The organism is Bradyrhizobium sp. (assembly GCF_030646015.1).
Classification (GTDB): Bacteria; Pseudomonadota; Alphaproteobacteria; order Rhizobiales; family Xanthobacteraceae; genus Bradyrhizobium.
The window spans coordinates 1-17238 of the sequence record NZ_JAUSLT010000014.1 but is presented as its reverse complement, the minus strand read 5'-3'; the positions used below and the strand labels follow the sequence as shown (position 1 = coordinate 17238).

Below are 17238 nucleotides of genomic sequence, written 5' to 3'. Positions count from 1 at the left end.
ATGACTGCGAACTCGATCGTCACCATCGACGGCCTCAACAAATGGTACGGGGATTTCCACGTGCTGCGCGACATCAACCTCGATGTCGCCAAAGGCGAACGCATCGTGATCTGCGGCCCCTCGGGTTCGGGCAAGTCGACGCTGATCCGCTGCATCAACGCGCTGGAGGAATTTCAGGAAGGCGAGATCGTCGTCGACGGCATCGAACTCGGGCCGAATTTGCGGCGGGTGGATGAAGTCCGGCGCGAAGTCGGCATGGTGTTCCAGAGTTTCAATCTGTTTCCGCATCTGACCGTGCTGGACAACTGCACGCTGGCGCCGATCTGGGTGCGCAACATCCCGAAGAAGGACGCCGAAGCCACCGCGATGAAATATCTGGAGCGGGTAAAAATCCCGCATCAGGCCAACAAGTTTCCCGGCCAGATGTCGGGCGGCCAGCAGCAGCGGGTCGCGATCGCGCGCGCGCTGACCATGAACCCGAAGGTCATGCTGTTCGACGAGCCGACCTCGGCGCTGGATCCCGAAATGGTCAAGGAAGTGCTCGACACCATGGTCGATCTCGCCAGCGAAGGCATGACCATGCTGGTTGTGACCCACGAAATGGGCTTTGCCAAGGAAGTCGCCAACCGGGTCGTCTTCATGGACGCCGGGCAGATCATCGAGTCCAACACGCCGGCGAACTTCTTCGCCAATCCGCAGCACGCGCGGACGAAGCTGTTTTTGAGCCAGATTCTTCGTTGATCAAAGCGAATAGTAAGTGGCGAATGGCGAATGGGGATTCCATTCCATTCGCCATTCGCTACCCGCCATTCGCTTACTCGAACGGCAGCTCGATCTGGCTGCGCTTCTCCAGCCACGCCGGCACCGGCAGGTTCTTCGAGCGCATGAAGGCCGGATTGAACAGCTTCGACTGATAGCGACCGCCGGAATCACAGAGGATGGTGACGATGGTCTTGCCGGGCCCGAGCTGCTTGCCGAGCCGGATCGCGCCGGCGACGTTGATGCCGCTGGAGCCGCCGAGGCACAGGCCCTCGTGCTCGAGCAGATCGTAGATCACGGTCACGGCTTCCTCGTCCGAAACCAGGAACGCGTCGTCGACCACGGCGGTCTCGATCACGGGCGTGACGCGGCCGAGGCCAATGCCTTCGGTGATCGAATCGCCCGGCGTCGATTTGGCCTTGCCATTCTTGAACAGTTCATACATCGCGAAACCGTAGGGATCGGCGCAGGCGACCACGATGTCCTTGTTCTTCTCCTTCAGCGCCCGGCTGGTGCCGGCGAGCGTGCCCCCGGTGCCGACCGAGCAAATAAAACCGTCGATCTTGCCGCCGGTCTGTTCCCAGATCTCGGGGCCGGTCGAATCGTAATGCGCCTTGGCGTTGTCCAGATTGTTCCATTGATCGGCGAACAGCACGCCGTTCGGCTCCGTCTTGCGCAATTGCGCGGCCAGCCTCTTGCCGACATGCTGATAGTTGTTCGGATTGCTGTAAGGCAGCGCAGGCACTTCGATCAGCTCGGCGCCGCACAGCCGAAGCATGTCCTTCTTTTCCTGGCTCTGGGTTTGCGGGATCAGGATCATGGTCCGGTACCCCCGCGCGCTCGCCACCACGGCAAGACCGATACCGGTATTGCCCGCGGTTGCTTCCAGCACGAGGCCGCCGGGCTTGAGGTCGCCGCGCTTCTCGGCTTCCAGGATCATCCATTTGCCGGCGCGGTCCTTGACCGACTGGCCTGGATTCATGAATTCGGCCTTGCCGAGGATGGTGCAGCCGGTCGCCTCCGAGGCGTGCTTCAGCTTGATGAGCGGCGTATTGCCGATCGCCTGAACGACGTCGTTGTTGAAGGTCATGTTCTGAAAATTGCCAGTTGTTTCCTCACCGCCGACGACCCTAAAGGACCGCTGCGACGCATACAAGCCGACGTAGAGCATACCTGTGAGTGTGCTTCGTGGAGCCACGTAATCGAACCAACCTGCAGGCATGGCCCGACATGGAATAAAATTGCCCGAACAGACGTTCGGGAAGGACGCGCTTGCTGCTTCGATTGGAGAGGCAGCGTCAGGCCGGAACGATGGCCTTGATCATTGTCGTTCGATTTTATAGAGCCCGACGTTCAGGACTCCGATTTCGAAGCCGAGGCGGCAGTAGGCCAGATAATATTCCCACATCCGCTTGAAGCGAAGATCGAACCCGAGCGCGCTGATATCAGGCCAGGCCTGCAGAAACCGGGCGTGCCATTCGGCAAGTGTGCGCGCATAGCTGTCGCCAAAGAACTCCGAGGAAACCAGCCGCAATCCCGCCTTCGCAATCTGTTGTTCGAGAATTCCCGTCGTCGGCAGCATGCCGCCCGGAAAAATGTAGCGTTGAATGAATTCCGGTCTCCGGCGGTAACTCTCGAAGCGGCTCTGGTCGATCGTGATCACCTGGAGGACGGCCGCGCCCTGCGGGTTCAGCCTTTGCCGCAGATTCTCGAAGAATGTCGGCCAATAGGCCTCGCCGACGGCTTCCAGCATCTCGACCGACACCACACGGTCGTAAGTGCCGCCGACGTCGCGATAGTCCTGAAGCCGGAGGTCGGATTTATCGGCAAACCCGCGCTGGGCCAGTTGCTGTCGGGCATAAGCGAGTTGTTCGGTGGACAGCGTCAATCCCGTCACATGGCTGCCGCTGCGCTCGATGATACGCTCGGCAAGTCCGCCCCAACCGCAACCAATTTCCAGGAGTTTTTCGCCACCAACGAGTCCGAGCCTGTCGATCACGCGATCGAGTTTGGCGCGCTGTGCATCCTCGAGGGAACAGCCCGGCGACGAATAAATCGCGGACGAATACATCATGCTGGAATCGAGCCACAACCGATAGAAATCATTGCCGAGATCGTAATGAGCCGCGATGTTGCGGCGGCTGCCGCGCCTGGTATTGCGGTTCAGCGCATGACGGACCTTGGTCAGGGGCTGGGGCGGCTTCAGTCCTTCGAACGATATCGTATCGTTTGAACGACGTCCCGCGGCGCTCAGGAATGAGTAGATATTGGGCGTCGACCACTCGCCCGCCAGATATCCCTCGGCGAAACCGAGATCGCCGCTGGTCAGCAGGCGGATCATGCATTTCCAGCTATGCATCGTCACCTGGGCCTGCTCGCCCGATCGTTTGCCGCCGATCAGGACGCGCCGTCCGCCGGGTGTCTGCAGCAGGATCTCGTCGCAATCGATCTTGCGAAGCATGCGCTGCAGGAAGGACTTGAGCAGGGCAGGTGGCGTTGGTGTCCCCGCAAGGTCGAGCGAGCCGGGCGCGGTTTGCTGGTTCTCAGATGACATGCGTATCGATCCGGTTCGATGTGTTGATGACGGGGGTGGCATGGCGGGCAGGTGCAGCGGGTCTGGTGCGCAACCGCATTCCCTTCAGCCAGAGACGCAGCGCCTCCCAATGGATCGCCAGGGTGACTTTTGCGGTAATCAGCGGAATCGCGAGAAAGATCCGCAGCAGCGCGCGGTCGGTCAGTTCTCGGCGAAGCCCGGCGAGGCTGGCGTGGAGAACACGGTCGCCGCCCTTGCTGGCGTTGATGCCGACCGCGACGCGCTCGGTGGGCTCGGTCAGCCGAAAGTGGTAAGCGAGGTCCATATCCATAAACGGAGATACGTAGAATACCTTGCGGCAGTTTTGTCGGATCTCGCCGGCGTTGGCCTCGATGGCGGCGACGTAGGAGTGGCGCTCGCCGAAGGTGTTGTGGACTTCGTAAATAATCGCGGCGAGTTCTCCGCCGGGCCGATGGCAGTAATAGATGCTGATCGGATTGAAGCTGTAACCGAGCGTTCGCGGCATGCAAAGCAGGCGGATGGCGCCGCCTGCAATGTCGATTCCGGCTTCCGACAGCAGCCGTTCGGCCTGAATGCGAAGCGGTGTCGGGCTGCCGTCGCCGAGGTCGGCCTCGTGCAATGCGAACAGGTTGAAGCGGTTGTGCGAGAACAGTTTTAGCCGCACGGCCAGGACCGGCAGTTCATCGAGGTCGATCAGCAGCCAGAAGGCGCGGTAGCGAAATTGATGCACCCTGGGTCGCAGCCGCCGATGCATCACCGCGCCGACATAGAGCGCTGATCGAAACATCATCGCTGCAGCTCCGGGATCACGGCGTCTGCGGCGTCGCGTCCGAGCACGATGCGTCCGGACTCGTCGGGCACGTTCCACGGCCGCCGCAGTCCGCCGAGCTGTTCGGCGACGGCAAGGCCTGCCTGCAGTCCGTCTTCATGAAAGCCCGCGCCGAAATGAGCGCCGCAGAACCACAAATTGCCCCTTCCTTGCAGCGACCAGAGCCGGCGCTGCGCCGATATCGCGGCGGCATCGAAGATCGGATGATGGTAAACCTCGCTGTAATGCAGCATCCCGGCATGCGGCGGACGCGGCGGATTGAGGGTGAGAAACAGCGGCGAATGATCCGGAATGCCCTGCAGCCGGTTCATCCAGTAGGTGACGCCGACACTGTCGGCGGAACCATCGCGCGAGCCGATATAGTTCCAGCTCGACCAGGCCGCGCGACGCTTCGGCATGAAACTCGGGTCCGAGTGCAGAACGGCCAGGTTGCGGCTATAGCGGAACGCGCCGAGCAGTTCGGTCTCGTCCGACGTCGGATCGGCGAGCGCCGACAAGGCCTGATCGGCGTGGGTGGCCATCACGACATGGTCGTAACGATCAGATCCGCCGCGCGAGTCCGTCACGATGACACCTTCCGCGGTGCGCTGCACCGCGACGACGCCGGTGTCGAGCCTGATCCGGTCGGCAAAGGGCTGAATGAGCTTGTGAACATAGACGATGCTGCCGCCGACCACGGTTTCCCAGGCGGGACGCTGCGTCAGCTGCAGCAAGCCGTGATTGCGATGGAATCGAATGAATGTCGCAACCGGAAATGAAAGGATCTCGCTCGGCGGCGCCGACCAGATCGCGCTTGCCATCGGCAGCAGGTGATCGTCCCGGAACGCGGCGCCATAGCCACCGTCCCTGAGATAGTCGCCGAGGCTTATGGTTTCGTCTTTCAACAGGTCCGCATCCCGCGTCGCCTGCCGGTAGAATCTTGCGAGGTCGCGCAGCATCGACCAGAAACGGGGACGGAACAGGTTGTCCGGCTGCGCGAGCAGGCCCCGCAGGCCGGTGCCGGAATATTCGAGCCCGCCGTCATGGAGCGACACGGCCAGCGACATATCGGAGGTTTGGGTGGGAACTCCGAGATGACGGAACATCGCGGACAGGTTGGGATAGGCCTGACGATTGAAGACGATAAAGCCGGTATCGACCGGGATTTTGTGTTCACCGACGCGGGCAACGACGGTATTGGAATGGCCGCCGATCCGTTCGGACTGTTCGTACACCGTCACATCATGGCGCTGGCTCAGCAGCCAGGCGGCGGACAGGCCGGAAATCCCGGTTCCCACCACCGCCACCTTCAATCGGACACCATCCCGCACCAAGTCTACTCCATCGGTTTCGCCCGCCCAGCGGCCCGCTCGGCAGTTAGACGCCCCACTCAAAACGAACCGTATGCCGGTTTGGATCACTACAGGTGATCCAAACCGGACAACCCTGCGTTTGATCGGTATGCAAACGTTGGCGCGACATCTCCCACCCTACGGCGCTCTGGCCAGCGCCACGGCGATCCGGTACTCACGTCGGACACGCGTTGGCGGATCGGAGCGTTCGGGCGGCATGGTGAACGAGACACCCAACGGCGCGACGTCGGACGCTGCGCGGTGGGCCGCCCTGATCGAAGCGGTGGCGACGCGCCGGGATCGCGAGGCGTTTGCGACGCTGTTCGAACATTTCGCGCCGCGGATCAAAACCTTCATGCGGCGATCCGGCGCCAGCGAGCAAAGCGCGGATGAATTCGCGCAGGAAGCCTTGCTGGCGGTCTGGTCGAAGGCGGGACTATTCGATCCCGCCAGCGTTGGCGCTACGGCGTGGATATTCACGATTGCCCGCAATTTGCGCATCGATGTCCTCCGCCGTGAAAAGCGAGCCGGCAGGGACTATACGGTCGAGATCGACCCGGAGTTTCACGTCGATGAAGGGCCGCTGCCGGATGCAGGCCTGGCCGTGTCGCAGGTGGAATCGAGGGTCCGCAATGCCCTGACCCATTTGTCCGAGGATCAGCAGCGGGTGATCGAATTGTCTTTCTTTGATGAGAAGGCGCATGCGGAAATTGCGCAGACGCTTCAGATCCCGCTCGGAACGGTGAAGTCGAGACTGCGGCTGGCGATGAATCGGTTGCGCGGACTGTTGGGTGACCTCTCATGACGATCCATCACCACCCCCCGGAGGAGTTGCTGACGGCGTTTGCGGCGGGCTTGCTCGATCTGGGCCAGCATGTGGCCATTGCAACGCACCTCGTCGGCTGTGCGCGCTGTCGCGATGCCGTGCGCGCGATGGAGCATGTCGGCGGCGCCGTGCTCGCCGGCCTGCTGCCGACCGCGATGTCTGGCGGTGCCCTTGCCAGCGTCGAGGCGGGGCTGGACAGGCTTGTCGCTGCCACCACATCGCCGCCACGGCGTGCTGCGGGCCTTGCCGACGTACCGGGTCTGCCGCAATTCGTGCGCGAATACCCCGCCGGTCCATGGCGATGGATCGCGCCGAAGGTGCATTTGCGTCCCATTCAGCTGCCCGAAGCGAGCTCGACGCGGGTGTTTTTGTTGAAATCACGGTCGGGCACCAAAATGATCGAGCACACCCACACTGGTTTCGAAATGAGCTGCGTGCTGTCGGGGAGCTTTGTTCATGCCGGCGGACATTTCGGACCGGGCGATTTCGATCTCGGTGAAGGCGATGACGATCACGAGATCATGATCGACTCCCAGGACGATTGCATCTGTCTGATCGCGATGCAGGGCGATCTCAAACTGAATGGCATGATCGGCCGCTTGCTTCAGCCGCTGATCCGGATGTGATTTCGCGAACCGCTGCAGCAAGCATGTATCCGACGGAAGACGTGACATGAGTTGGCTCCAACTGGCTTTGCTGGCGGCCGCGATGGGGCTAGCGCTGTCGGCGATCATGGCCATCGCCTGGCAGGTGCAACGGACCACCGGGCATACCGGCTGGATCGACGTCTGCTGGACCTTTGGAACCGGCATCGTCGCAGCACTGGGCAGCCTGGCGCCGCTCCAGGCTGATCACCCGCCGGGCGCGCGGCAGATCATGGTCGCGATCCTCATAACATTCTGGTCGCTGCGCCTTGGCGGGCACATTCTGCTCCGCACCCGCGAAGTCGGCGACGATCCGCGCTACCGGGACCTCATCACGCAATGGGGCGCCAATGCTGATTGGCGGATGTTCCTGCAGTTGCAGTCGCAGGCGGCGGTCGGCCTGATCCTGGCGGTGTCGGTAGCGCTTGCGGCCCACAATCCGCGTCCGAATCTCGGTTGGCAGGATTTCCTCGGGATCGCGCTGCTGGTCGGCGCGCTGGCCGGGGAGGCGGTGTCAGACTGGCAATTGCGTCGGTTCAGGTCCAACCCCTCCAATCGCGGGCGGATCTGCGAGGCCGGACTTTGGCGGCTGTCGCGCCATCCGAACTACTTCTTCGAATGGCTGTGCTGGGTCGCTTATCCTGTCATCGCGATCGATCTGTCGGGAGCCAACCCGCTTGGCTGGATCAGCCTGCTGGCGCCCGCCTGCATGTACTGGGTGCTGGTGCATGTCTCCGGCATTCCGCCGCTGGAAGCGCACATGTTGCGAACCCGCGGCGACCAATTTCGCGCCGTTCAGGCCCGCACGCGGGCGTTCTTTCCGTTCCCGAAGCGATAATTCACCGCTTCATTCGCTCGTCAGACCGCCAGCTTGAGCGTCACCCAGAAGCCCGTCGCCGCTGCGATGGCGCCGAGCAGAGTTCCCCAACCCGCGTCGATCAGGGTGAGTTGCGTGGTCCAGTTCCGCAGTGTCGCCTGGTTCGTCAGGTCGTAGGTCATGTAGGTGAAGAAACCGAACAGCGCGCCGCTGAGGATCGCCTGGGAGAGACTTCCGGATTTCAGCGCCGGAAGGATGGCGAAATAGACCAGCCCGACCGGGTAGATCAGATAGAACGCTATTCCCGCCGGCAGGTTGACGGTCGCGAGCATGATATCGCCCAGCGTCGGGCGATAAAGCCGGCTCGCCATCGTTCCGAGCCAAGCCATGTCGACAGCCACGAAAACCACCAGGGTCGACAAGTAAGCGGTGACATAAATCATCTTCGAATGCCCAATACTGGACCAACGCCGCGGCGGCATCGATCGGATCTGGTGAACGCAGGACTGTAACGAAGAAAATTCCTGTCTGGATCACGGGCGGATTCCGGAGGTAGGGCACCTGACGCGGATCGTGAGCATCCATTCGAGCGCAGCGACCGCCGCGCCACATGAAATCTTGGTAAGGCAGCCGCGCCTTCCTGCCGCGTCAAAACTTCAAAAACCCCTGAAGCACGGGCCTAAGTGTAGATTTGTTGTCCGGCGCCGTCAGCAACAGCCCCGGGATAACGGGCGCAACAGGACTGTCCGCCCCGGCGTCGCCCGGCTAGGATGTCATCAGGGGTTCCAGAGGAAGCATCACAGCGGTGACCGTGTCGCAGGCCGTCTCCATCAGCGTCGTCAGCGAACCGGTCGGGTGCCTCCCGCATCGCCGGATGCCGGGTATTGTGCCCGGCGGAGGGCGGACGTGAAACAGCGCGCCGAGGGAGCCGCTGAGGTCGTCCTGGACGGCCGGCTTGCGGCCATTCCCAGCGGAAATCGTGTCGTACGATGGCTCGCCACGCTCTGCGTGGTCGTGAGTTCCGCGGGCTGCATTCTGACCAAGGATCTGCCCGACCCGGCGCTGGATGTTCCGGAAGGATACAAGGCCGCGCGACTGACCCGCGCCGATGCGCCGCCGACGCTGGACTGGTGGCGCGGCTTCCGTTCATCGGAGTTGACCACGCTGATGGAGGAGGCCCAGACCGTCAATCTGGACATCGCGGCGGCGACGGCGCGCTTCATCCAGGCGGACGCCCAGGCACGCGTGGCGGGCGCGGCGCTGCTGCCCAGCCTCAGCGGCACGGGTCAGCAGACCTATTCCCGCAGCTCCGGGTCCAGTTCCAGCGGGCTGACCAATGGCGGCCGCGAAGTGGTCAACTACCAGTCCTCGCTCAGCGCTGCTTACGAGCTCGATTTCTGGGGCAAGAACCGCGACGCCGCCCAAGCGGCTGAGGAGACTTCCATCGCCACCCGCTTCGATCGCGACGTGGTGGCGCTCACCGCGCTGGTCAGCGTCGCCAACGCCTATTTCCAGGTGCTGGCGTCACAGGACCGGATTCGCACCGCCGAACGCAACATCGCCAGCGCGCAACGCATCCTCGACGCCATCAAGCAGCGGTTGAGCGCCGGCACCGGGACCGACCTCGACGTCGCGCAGCAGGAAGCTGTATTGGCCAACCAGCGCGCCGCAGTGCCCACGCTGCGCCAGACGCTGGCGCAGAACGTCAATGCGCTGGCCACGCTGGTGGCGCGGCCGCCGGAAAGCGTGCGCGTCACCGGCGGCTCGCTCAACCGGATTTCGTCGCCGCGGGTGACGCCGGGCCTGCCGTCGGAATTGTTGACGCAGCGTCCGGATATCCGGCGCCAGGAAGCGTACCTCGCCGCCGCCACCGCCAATGTCGGCAACGCCCGCGCCCAGTTCTTTCCCTCGATCCAGCTGACCGGGGCGGGCGGCTACCAGAGCTCGTCGCTGGTGTCGCTGTTCCAGCCTCAGGCCGCATTCTTCAACGTCGTCGGCAGCCTGACGCAGCCGATCTTCGACGGTGGAAGAATCCTGGGCAATTTCGAACTCACCAAGGCGAGACAGGACGAACTGCTGCAGACCTATCGCAAGACGGTGATCCAGTCGTTTGCCGACGTCGACAACGCGCTGGTGGCGATCCGCGAGACCACCAACCGGCTGCGGCTGCAGCGCGAGGTCCTGGCGGCCTCGCGGCGGGCATTTCAACTGTCCGAGCAGCAGCTGCGCGCCGGCACGGCGGACATCGTTACTGTGCTAAATACGCAATTGACGTTATTCCAGGCGGAAGATTCGCTGTCGCAGGCCCAGTTGGCCCGGCTGCTGGCGATCGTCAGCCTGTATCAGGCGCTGGGGGGCGGCTGGGAGCCTAGGATGGAAAGGCCGGTCGATGCTCTTTAAGCCGGATTTGGACACTGCGAAAACCACCGGCAAAAGCGTTGCGCGCGGCGCGGCCCGCCGCATCGTTTCGATCACGCTCACGCTCGTGATCCTCGGCGGCCTCGGCTATATCGGCTGGACAGCATTGCAGCAGAAGCAGAACGCCAGCCGAGGCGGCGGCTTGCCGCGCGATCTTCCGGTCCCGGTGCTGGCGGCGACGCCGCGTGTCCAGGACGTGCCGGTCTATCTCGACGGCGTCGGCTCGGTCCGCGCGCTCAACAACGTGATCGTGCGCGCCCAGGTCGACGGCAAACTGATCGCGGTGAATTTCACCGAGGGGCAGGACGTCAAGAAGGGCGACGTGCTCGGCGAGATCGATCCTGTGATCTACAAGGCGCAGTACGACCAGGCCGTCGCCAAGAAGGCGCAGGACGAAGCGCAGCTTTCGAATATGCGCCTCGACCTCGCGCGCTATCAGCAGCTCGCCGCCTCCAACGCTGGCTCCAAGCAGCAGGCCGACACCCAGCGCGCCGTAGTGGCGCAGCAGGAAGCGCTCGTCAACGCCGACCAGGCCGCGATCGACAATGCGCAGGCCACGCTCGGCTACACCAGGATCATCGCGCCGTTGTCGGGCCGCGCCGGGCTGCGGCAGGTGGATCAAGGCAATATCATCCGCGCTTCCGACGCGACCGGTCTCGTCATCATCACCCAGTTGCAGCCGATCGCCGTGCAGTTCAGCCTGCCGCAGCAGCAGATCGTGCGGGTCAATGCCGCTTCGGCCAGGGGCGCGCTGACTGTCGACGTGTTCGGCAATGACGGCGTCACGGTGGTCGACACCGGAACGCTGAAAGGCATCGACAACCAGGTCGACCCGACCACCGGGACGCTCAAGCTCAAGGCCGAATTTCCCAATACGAACTTCCAGCTGTGGCCGGGCCAGTTCGTCAACATCCGGCTGAAGGTCGAAACCCTCGCCAAGGCCATCGTGGTGCCGACCTCCGCCGTGCAGCGCGGGCCGGTGGGCACGTTCAGCTATGTCGTCAGCGCTGACGGCATCGCTACGGCAAAGCCCGTCGTGGTGACGCAACAGAACGAAACCGATGCCGTGATATCAAGCGGACTGTCGCCGTCGGACCGCGTGGTGACCACTGGTTTTGCCAATCTGTCCGATGGCGCCAAGGTCTTCATCGGCAGGGACGATCAGACGCCATCCGCCGATCTCGCCCCGCGCAAGCGAACGCGGGCGCCGGACGCCGCAGGCAAGGACTCGGCAGGCAAGGACGGCGAGCGCCGGGGCAAGAAGGGCGAGGGCGATCAAAAGGGGCAGACCGGACCCGGACCGGCGGAGGGGAGCGCCAAGTCAGGCAGCGGGGCGAAGTCGCAGCCATGACCCAACCATCGACTGATTGCAGAATTCTTGACGCGTGACTTCGCAAGCGTGAGGGCGCAGCCATGAGCGTCTCGGAACCCTTCATTCGCCGTCCCATCGCGACCTCGCTGCTGGGGATCGCGCTCATGATCGGCGGCGCGCTCGGCTACTGGGCCTTGCCGGTGTCGGCGCTGCCGCAGGTCGATTTCCCGACGGTACAGGTGACGACGCAATTGCCGGGCGCCAGTCCCGACGTGATCGCCTCGCTGATAACAGCACCGCTGGAGCGCCAGCTCGGGCAGATCCCGTCGCTGTCGTCGATGCAGTCGACCAGCTCGTTCGGCGTCAGCCAGATTTCGCTGCAGTTCGATCTCAACCGCGACATCGACGGTGCGACCCAGGACGTGCAGGCCGCGATCAATGCCGCCGCCGGAATCCTGCCGAAAAACCTGCCTTATCCGCCTGTTTACGCCAAGGTGAACCCCGCCGACGCGCCGGTGATGACGCTGGCGCTGACGTCGGAGACGATCTCGCTGCGCGCCATGAGCGATCTCGCCGACACCATTTTGGCGCAACGCCTGAGCCAGATCTCCGGGGTCGGACGCGTCGCCGTGCTGGGTGGGCTGAAGCCGGCGGTGCGGGTGCAGGCCGATCTGGCGCGGCTGGCCGCCTACGGCATCTCGATGGAGGATCTGCGCGCCGCGATCGCCGGCGCCAACGTCTCCGGACCGAAGGGATCGCTCGACGGCGCCCAGCAGGCCTACACCATCGCCGCCAACGACCAGATCGCGGCAGCGGAAGCCTACAAGCCGATCATCATCGCCTACCGCAACGGCGCGCCGGTCACCATCGGCGACGTCGCCATCATCGTCGACGGGCTGGAGAACGACCGTACCGGCGGCTGGTACCAGGGCACGCCGGCCGTCATCATCGACATCCAGCGCCAGCCCGGCGCCAACGTGATCGAGGTGGTGCGCCAGATCCGTGCCGAGATTCCGAAGGTGCAGCGCGCCATCCCGGCGGGCGTCACCCTGACCGTGGTCAGCGACCGCACCGTCACCATCCGCGCCTCGGTGCGTGACGTGCAGTTCACGCTGATCCTGAGCGTGGTGCTGGTGACGCTGGTGGTGCTGCTGTTCCTGCGCTCGCTGCGCGCCACCCTGATCGCCGGCGTGGCGCTGCCGCTGTCGCTGATCACCTCGTTCGGCATCATGTATTTCTCCGGCTTCAGCCTCGACAATTTGTCGCTGATGGCGCTGACGATCGGCACCGGCTTCGTGGTCGACGACGCCATCGTGATGATCGAGAACATTGTCCGCCATATGGAGAACGGCGATTCCGCGATGGAGGCGTCGCTGAAGGGCGCAAAAGAAATCGGCTTTACCGTGATTTCGCTGACGGTGTCGCTGATCGCCGTGTTCATCCCGCTGTTGTTCATGTCGGGACTGGTCGGGCGCATGTTCCGCGAGTTCGCGCTGACCCTGACGATCGCGGTGGTGACGTCGGCGGTGGTCTCGCTGACGCTGACGCCGATGATGTGCTCGCGGCTGCTGAAGCATGTGCACGAGGAGTGGGAGGTCCCCGGCCTCGCCGCCGTCTCCCGGGGCATCGACCACATGGTCGAATTCTATCACCGCACCTTGCTGTGGGTGCTGCAGCGCCAGCGCGCGACCTTGCTGCTGACTTTTGTCACCATCGCCGCGACCCTGATCCTCTACGTCATCGCGCCCAAGGGATTTCTGCCGCTGCAGGATACCGCATCGATCACAGCGGTGACACAGGCCGGTCCCGACGTGTCGTTCGCGGAAATGCAGGCACGGCAGAGCAGGGCGGCGGCGGCGATCAAGGTCGATCCCGACGTCACCGGCGTCGTCTCGGTGATCGGTGCCGGTTCGGTCAACCCGACCACCAATGTCGGTCGTCTGGTGATGACGCTGAAGCCGCGCGGCGAGCGCAAGGACGACGTTTCGGCGGTCATCCTGCGCCTCAAGGAACGAACCGCGTCGATTCCGGGCATGACGATCTATTTTCAGCCCGTACAGGACGTGCAGATCTCGACCCAGGCGAGCCGCTCGCAATATCAGTACACGCTGACCGGCACCGATGCGGATCTGGTGAGCCTGTGGGCCAACAGGCTGGTGGCCGAACTGCGCCGGGATCCCCTGTTCCGCGACGTCTCGTCGGAGGCCCAGGATGGCGGCCTGCGCGCCTCGCTCGACATCAACCGGCAGCGCGCCGGCCAGCTCGGCGTCAGCATTCAGGCCGTCAACGACACCCTGAACGACGCCTTCGCGCAGCGCCAGATTTCCACCATCTACGGCCAGGCCAACCAGTACCGCGTGGTGCTGGAGGCGATGCCGATGTATCAGCGCGATCCCTCGATCCTGTCGAAACTCTATTTGCCCGGCGTGGCCGGCGCGCAGGTGCCGCTGTCGGCGGTGGCGACCCTGACCCGCACCACCGCACCGCTCGCGATCTCGCATCATGCGCAATTTCCCGCGGTCTCGCTCAGCTTTAACCTGGCGCCGGGCGAGGCGCTCGGCGATGCCGTCAACGCCGTCAAGTCGATCGAGCAGCGCATCGGCATGCCCGGCAGCATCGTCGGCGTCTATTCAGGCGACGCCGCCGAATTTTCAAAGTCGCTGGCCGGCCAGCCCTGGCTGATCCTGGCGGCGCTGGTCACCATCTACATCGTGCTCGGCGTGCTCTATGAGAGCTACATTCACCCGATCACCATTCTCTCGACGCTGCCGTCGGCGGGCGTCGGCGCCATTGTCGCGCTGATGCTGTTCGGCCAGGACCTGTCGGTGATCGGCCTGATCGGCATCATTCTCCTGATGGGCATCGTCAAGAAGAACGCCATCATGATGATCGACTTCGCGCTGGAAGCGGAGCGGCACCAGGGCATGTCGCCGACCGATGCGATCGTGCAGGCCTGCCTGCTCCGGTTCCGTCCGATCATGATGACGACGCTGGCCGCCCTGTTCGGCGCGCTGCCGCTGGCGGTCGAAAGCGGTACCGGCGCCGAGCTGCGCTTTCCGCTCGGCATTTCCATCATCGGCGGCCTGCTGCTGAGCCAGCTGTTGACGCTCTACACGACGCCGGTGATTTATCTGGCGCTCGACCGGCTCAATCGCGGGATCGAGAAGGCGGTGCCGCCGCCTGCGCCGGGATTGCCGTCACCGCCGGTCGCGGGAGCCACCGAGGGGATGCAGTAATGGCATCGATCTCGGAGCCGTTCATTCGCCGGCCGGTCGGCACCACGCTGCTGGCGATCGGGCTTTTTCTGGTCGGCATGGTGGCTTACGTGTTCCTGCCGGTGGCCGCGGTTCCCAATGTCGACTTCCCGATGATCCGGGTGTTTGCGTCGCGCCCGGGCGCCGATCCCTCGGTCATGGCGGCGACCGTGGCGGCCCCGCTGGAGCGCCGGCTCGGCGTGATCGCCGGCATCACCCAGATCACCTCGACCAGTTCGCTCGGCACCGCCAGCATCCAGCTGCAATTCGCCATCGGCCGCGACATCGATCGCGCCGCGCGCGACGTGCAGGCCGCCATCAACGCCTCCCTGGCGGATCTGCCGACCGACCTGCCTTCATTGCCGCGGTTCCGCAAGGCCAATCCGGCGGCGGCGCCGGTGTTCGTGCTGGCGCTGACCTCGAAGACGATCGCGTCGAACGCGATGTACGACGTGGCCGACACCGTGATCGCCCAGCGCATCTCGCAGGTGCCCGGGGTCGGCGAGGTGACGGTGAGCGGCGCCGACCAGCCCGCCGTTCGCATCGCGCTGAACCCGGTCTCGCTCTCCAATGCGGGAATTTCGACCGACGCGGTCAGGCTCGCCATCATCGGCGCCAATCCGCTCGGCCCGGTCGGAATTTTCAATGGCGACCGCCAGAGCGAAACGCTGTCGACCAACCCGCAGATGCGGACCGCGGCCGAATTCCGCGACATCCTGATCAAGAGTTCGAAAGGCAACTACGTCCGGTTGTCCGATGTCGCCGATGTCGAGGACTCCGTGCGCAACAGCCGGTCGATCGCCTGGTTCAACAAGCAGCCGGCGGTGCTGATTCAAATCACAAAACAGGGCGATGCCAACGTCATCGACACCGTCGACCGGGTGAAAGCGCTGATCCCGGAACTAAAGCAGTGGATTCCCGCCGGGGTGGAGATCTCGACCCTGGTCGATCGTACCGGAACCATCCGCGCCAGCGTGGCGGACATGCAGTGGACGCTGCTGGCGACGGCGTTTTTGGTCATGGTGGTGGTGTTTGCCTTTTTGCGCCGGATCACGCCGACGATCGCGGCCGGCGTCGCGGTGCCGCTGGCGCTGGCCGGCACCTGCGCCGGGATGTGGCTCGCCGGTTTCTCCATCAACAATCTGACCTTGATGGCGCTGGCGATTTCGGTCGGCTTCGTGGTCGACGACGCCATCGTCATGATCGAGAACATGTACCGCAACCTCGAGCAGGGCATGAAGCCTTATCAGGCCGCGCTCGAAGGCGCCAAACAGATCGGTTTCACGGTGCTGTCGATCAGCCTGTCGCTGATCGCCGCCTTCACGCCGCTGGTTTTCATGGACGGCATCGTCGGCCGGCTGCTGCGGGAATTCTCGCTGACCCTGACCTTCGCCATCGTGGTTTCCACATTGGTGTCGCTGACGATCACGCCGATGATCTGCGCGCATTACATCAAGCAGGCCACCTCCGATAACGCGACCTGGTTCGACCGCGCCGTCGAAGGCACGCTGTCGCGCATCGTCACGTTCTATACGCGGACGCTGCGGACGGTGCTGGGCTTCCCGATCCTGACCCTGATCGTGTTTTTCGCCACCATCGCGCTGACGGTGGTGCTCTATATCAAGACCCCGAAGGGCTACTTCCCGGTCGACGATTCCGGCTTCGTGATCGGCGCGACCCGGGCGTCGCCCGACACCTCGTTCCAGGCCATGCTGAAGCTGCAGCAGCAGCTCGCCGATATCGTGATGGCCGATCCGGCCGTTGCCGGAATCGGTTCGACGCTGGGCGGCCCCGGCGGTCCCGGCGGCGGCGGCGCCAATCGCGGGGTGATGTACATCAGTCTGAAGCCGCCGGAGCAGCGCGCGGGAATGTCGACCCAGATGGTGATCGACCGGCTGCGCAAGGATCTCTATCGGGTCGCCGGAATCCGGCTGTTCATGTTCGCGGCGCAGGACATCCGCGCCGGCGGCAGGCAGAGCGATTCCGATTACCAGTACACGCTGAGCAGCCCCAATCTCGATCTCTTGCAGAAATGGGCGCCGATCGTGGCCAAGCGCATGGAGAGCGTCGAGGGCATCACCGACATTTCCAGCGACCGCGATCCAGGTGGCCTGCAATTGACGCTGGCGATCGACCGCAAGACCGCCTCGAGCCTCGGCGTTCGCGTCCAGGACATCGACAACGCGCTCAACAACGCGTTCTCGCAGCGGCAGATCTCGATCATCTATACCCAGCGCAACCAGTACATGGTGGTGCTGGAGATCGACCCGAAATTCCAGGCCGATCCATCCAACCTCGAGCAGATCTTCGTCGCGGGCGCCAATGGCGCGCAGGTGCCGCTATCCGCAGTGGTGCGCTATACAAGGGGATTGTCGCCGCTCGCGGTCTATCACTCGCAGTCGTTTCCCTCGACCACGGTGTCGTTCGACCTGCTTCCCGACGTGCCGCTGGAGGTCGCCACCACCAACATCCAGCGCGCGGTCGACGAACTGCA

At 63.9% G+C, this 17238-nt stretch carries 13 protein-coding genes; 8 read left to right on the top strand and 5 right to left on the bottom strand.

Going from position 1 to position 17238, the window contains the following annotated elements; translation table 11 throughout:
• A complete protein-coding gene (locus tag Q7T45_RS01245) occupies positions 1–741 on the top strand; it encodes an amino acid ABC transporter ATP-binding protein (RefSeq protein ID WP_304866394.1) in 741 nt (246 codons plus the stop codon).
• Positions 742–814: 73 nt separating this feature from the next.
• Here Q7T45_RS01245 and Q7T45_RS01240 read toward each other — a convergent pair whose 3' ends face one another.
• The 4 genes from Q7T45_RS01240 to Q7T45_RS01225 all read right to left on the bottom strand — a co-directional run bounded on the left by Q7T45_RS01240 (position 815) and on the right by Q7T45_RS01225 (position 5455).
• Positions 815–1849, bottom strand: a complete 1035-nt coding sequence (locus Q7T45_RS01240) for a cysteine synthase A (RefSeq protein ID WP_304866391.1) — start codon at positions 1847–1849, stop codon at positions 815–817.
• Between the two features lie 231 nt (positions 1850–2080).
• Positions 2081–3313, bottom strand: a complete 1233-nt coding sequence (locus Q7T45_RS01235) for a cyclopropane-fatty-acyl-phospholipid synthase family protein (protein WP_304866388.1) — start codon at positions 3311–3313, stop codon at positions 2081–2083.
• Positions 3303–4103, bottom strand: a complete 801-nt coding sequence (locus tag Q7T45_RS01230; protein WP_304866385.1) for a DUF1365 domain-containing protein — start codon at positions 4101–4103, stop codon at positions 3303–3305. The genes Q7T45_RS01235 and Q7T45_RS01230 overlap by 11 nt, the downstream gene beginning before the upstream one ends.
• Positions 4100–5455: an NAD(P)/FAD-dependent oxidoreductase gene (locus tag Q7T45_RS01225; RefSeq protein ID WP_304866382.1), complete on the bottom strand. Its 1356-nt coding sequence runs from the start codon at positions 5453–5455 to the stop codon at positions 4100–4102. The genes Q7T45_RS01230 and Q7T45_RS01225 overlap by 4 nt, the downstream gene beginning before the upstream one ends.
• Positions 5456–5525: 70 nt before the next feature.
• On the opposite strand from Q7T45_RS01225, the gene Q7T45_RS01220 reads away from it, so the two are divergent.
• From Q7T45_RS01220 to Q7T45_RS01210, 3 genes are read left to right on the top strand one after another with little or no spacing between them, the layout of a single operon-like run.
• The gene (locus Q7T45_RS01220; RefSeq protein ID WP_304866379.1) at positions 5526–6278 is read left to right on the top strand and encodes a sigma-70 family RNA polymerase sigma factor; all 753 of its coding nucleotides are present in this window, start codon (positions 5526–5528) and stop codon (positions 6276–6278) included.
• Positions 6275–6925, top strand: a complete 651-nt coding sequence (locus Q7T45_RS01215) for a ChrR family anti-sigma-E factor (RefSeq protein WP_304866377.1) — start codon at positions 6275–6277, stop codon at positions 6923–6925. Before Q7T45_RS01220 ends, Q7T45_RS01215 begins: the two co-directional genes overlap by 4 nt.
• Before the next feature lie 46 nt (positions 6926–6971).
• A complete protein-coding gene (locus Q7T45_RS01210) occupies positions 6972–7781 on the top strand; it encodes a DUF1295 domain-containing protein (protein ID WP_304866374.1) in 810 nt (269 codons plus the stop codon).
• Between the two features lie 20 nt (positions 7782–7801).
• On the opposite strand, the gene Q7T45_RS01205 is transcribed toward Q7T45_RS01210, so the two are convergent.
• Entirely contained in the window at positions 7802–8203 is a 402-nt protein-coding gene (locus tag Q7T45_RS01205) for a DUF2177 family protein (protein ID WP_304866371.1), read from the bottom strand.
• Positions 8204–8723: 520 nt separating this feature from the next.
• On the opposite strand from Q7T45_RS01205, the gene Q7T45_RS01200 reads away from it, so the two are divergent.
• From Q7T45_RS01200 to Q7T45_RS01185, 4 genes are all read left to right on the top strand, one after another.
• Positions 8724–10160 (top strand): efflux transporter outer membrane subunit, encoded by a 1437-nt coding sequence (locus tag Q7T45_RS01200; protein WP_370691187.1) that lies wholly within the window; start codon positions 8724–8726, stop codon positions 10158–10160.
• Complete coding sequence (locus tag Q7T45_RS01195) at positions 10150–11529, top strand: efflux RND transporter periplasmic adaptor subunit (RefSeq protein WP_304866368.1); 1380 nt, start codon at positions 10150–10152, stop codon at positions 11527–11529. The genes Q7T45_RS01200 and Q7T45_RS01195 overlap by 11 nt, the downstream gene beginning before the upstream one ends.
• A gap of 62 nt (positions 11530–11591) precedes the next feature.
• Complete coding sequence (locus Q7T45_RS01190; RefSeq protein ID WP_304866365.1) at positions 11592–14726, top strand: efflux RND transporter permease subunit; 3135 nt, start codon at positions 11592–11594, stop codon at positions 14724–14726.
• Positions 14726–17238: efflux RND transporter permease subunit (locus Q7T45_RS01185; RefSeq protein WP_304866362.1), on the top strand; the 2513-nt coding region annotated here is incomplete at its 3' end. The genes Q7T45_RS01190 and Q7T45_RS01185, both read left to right, overlap by 1 nt.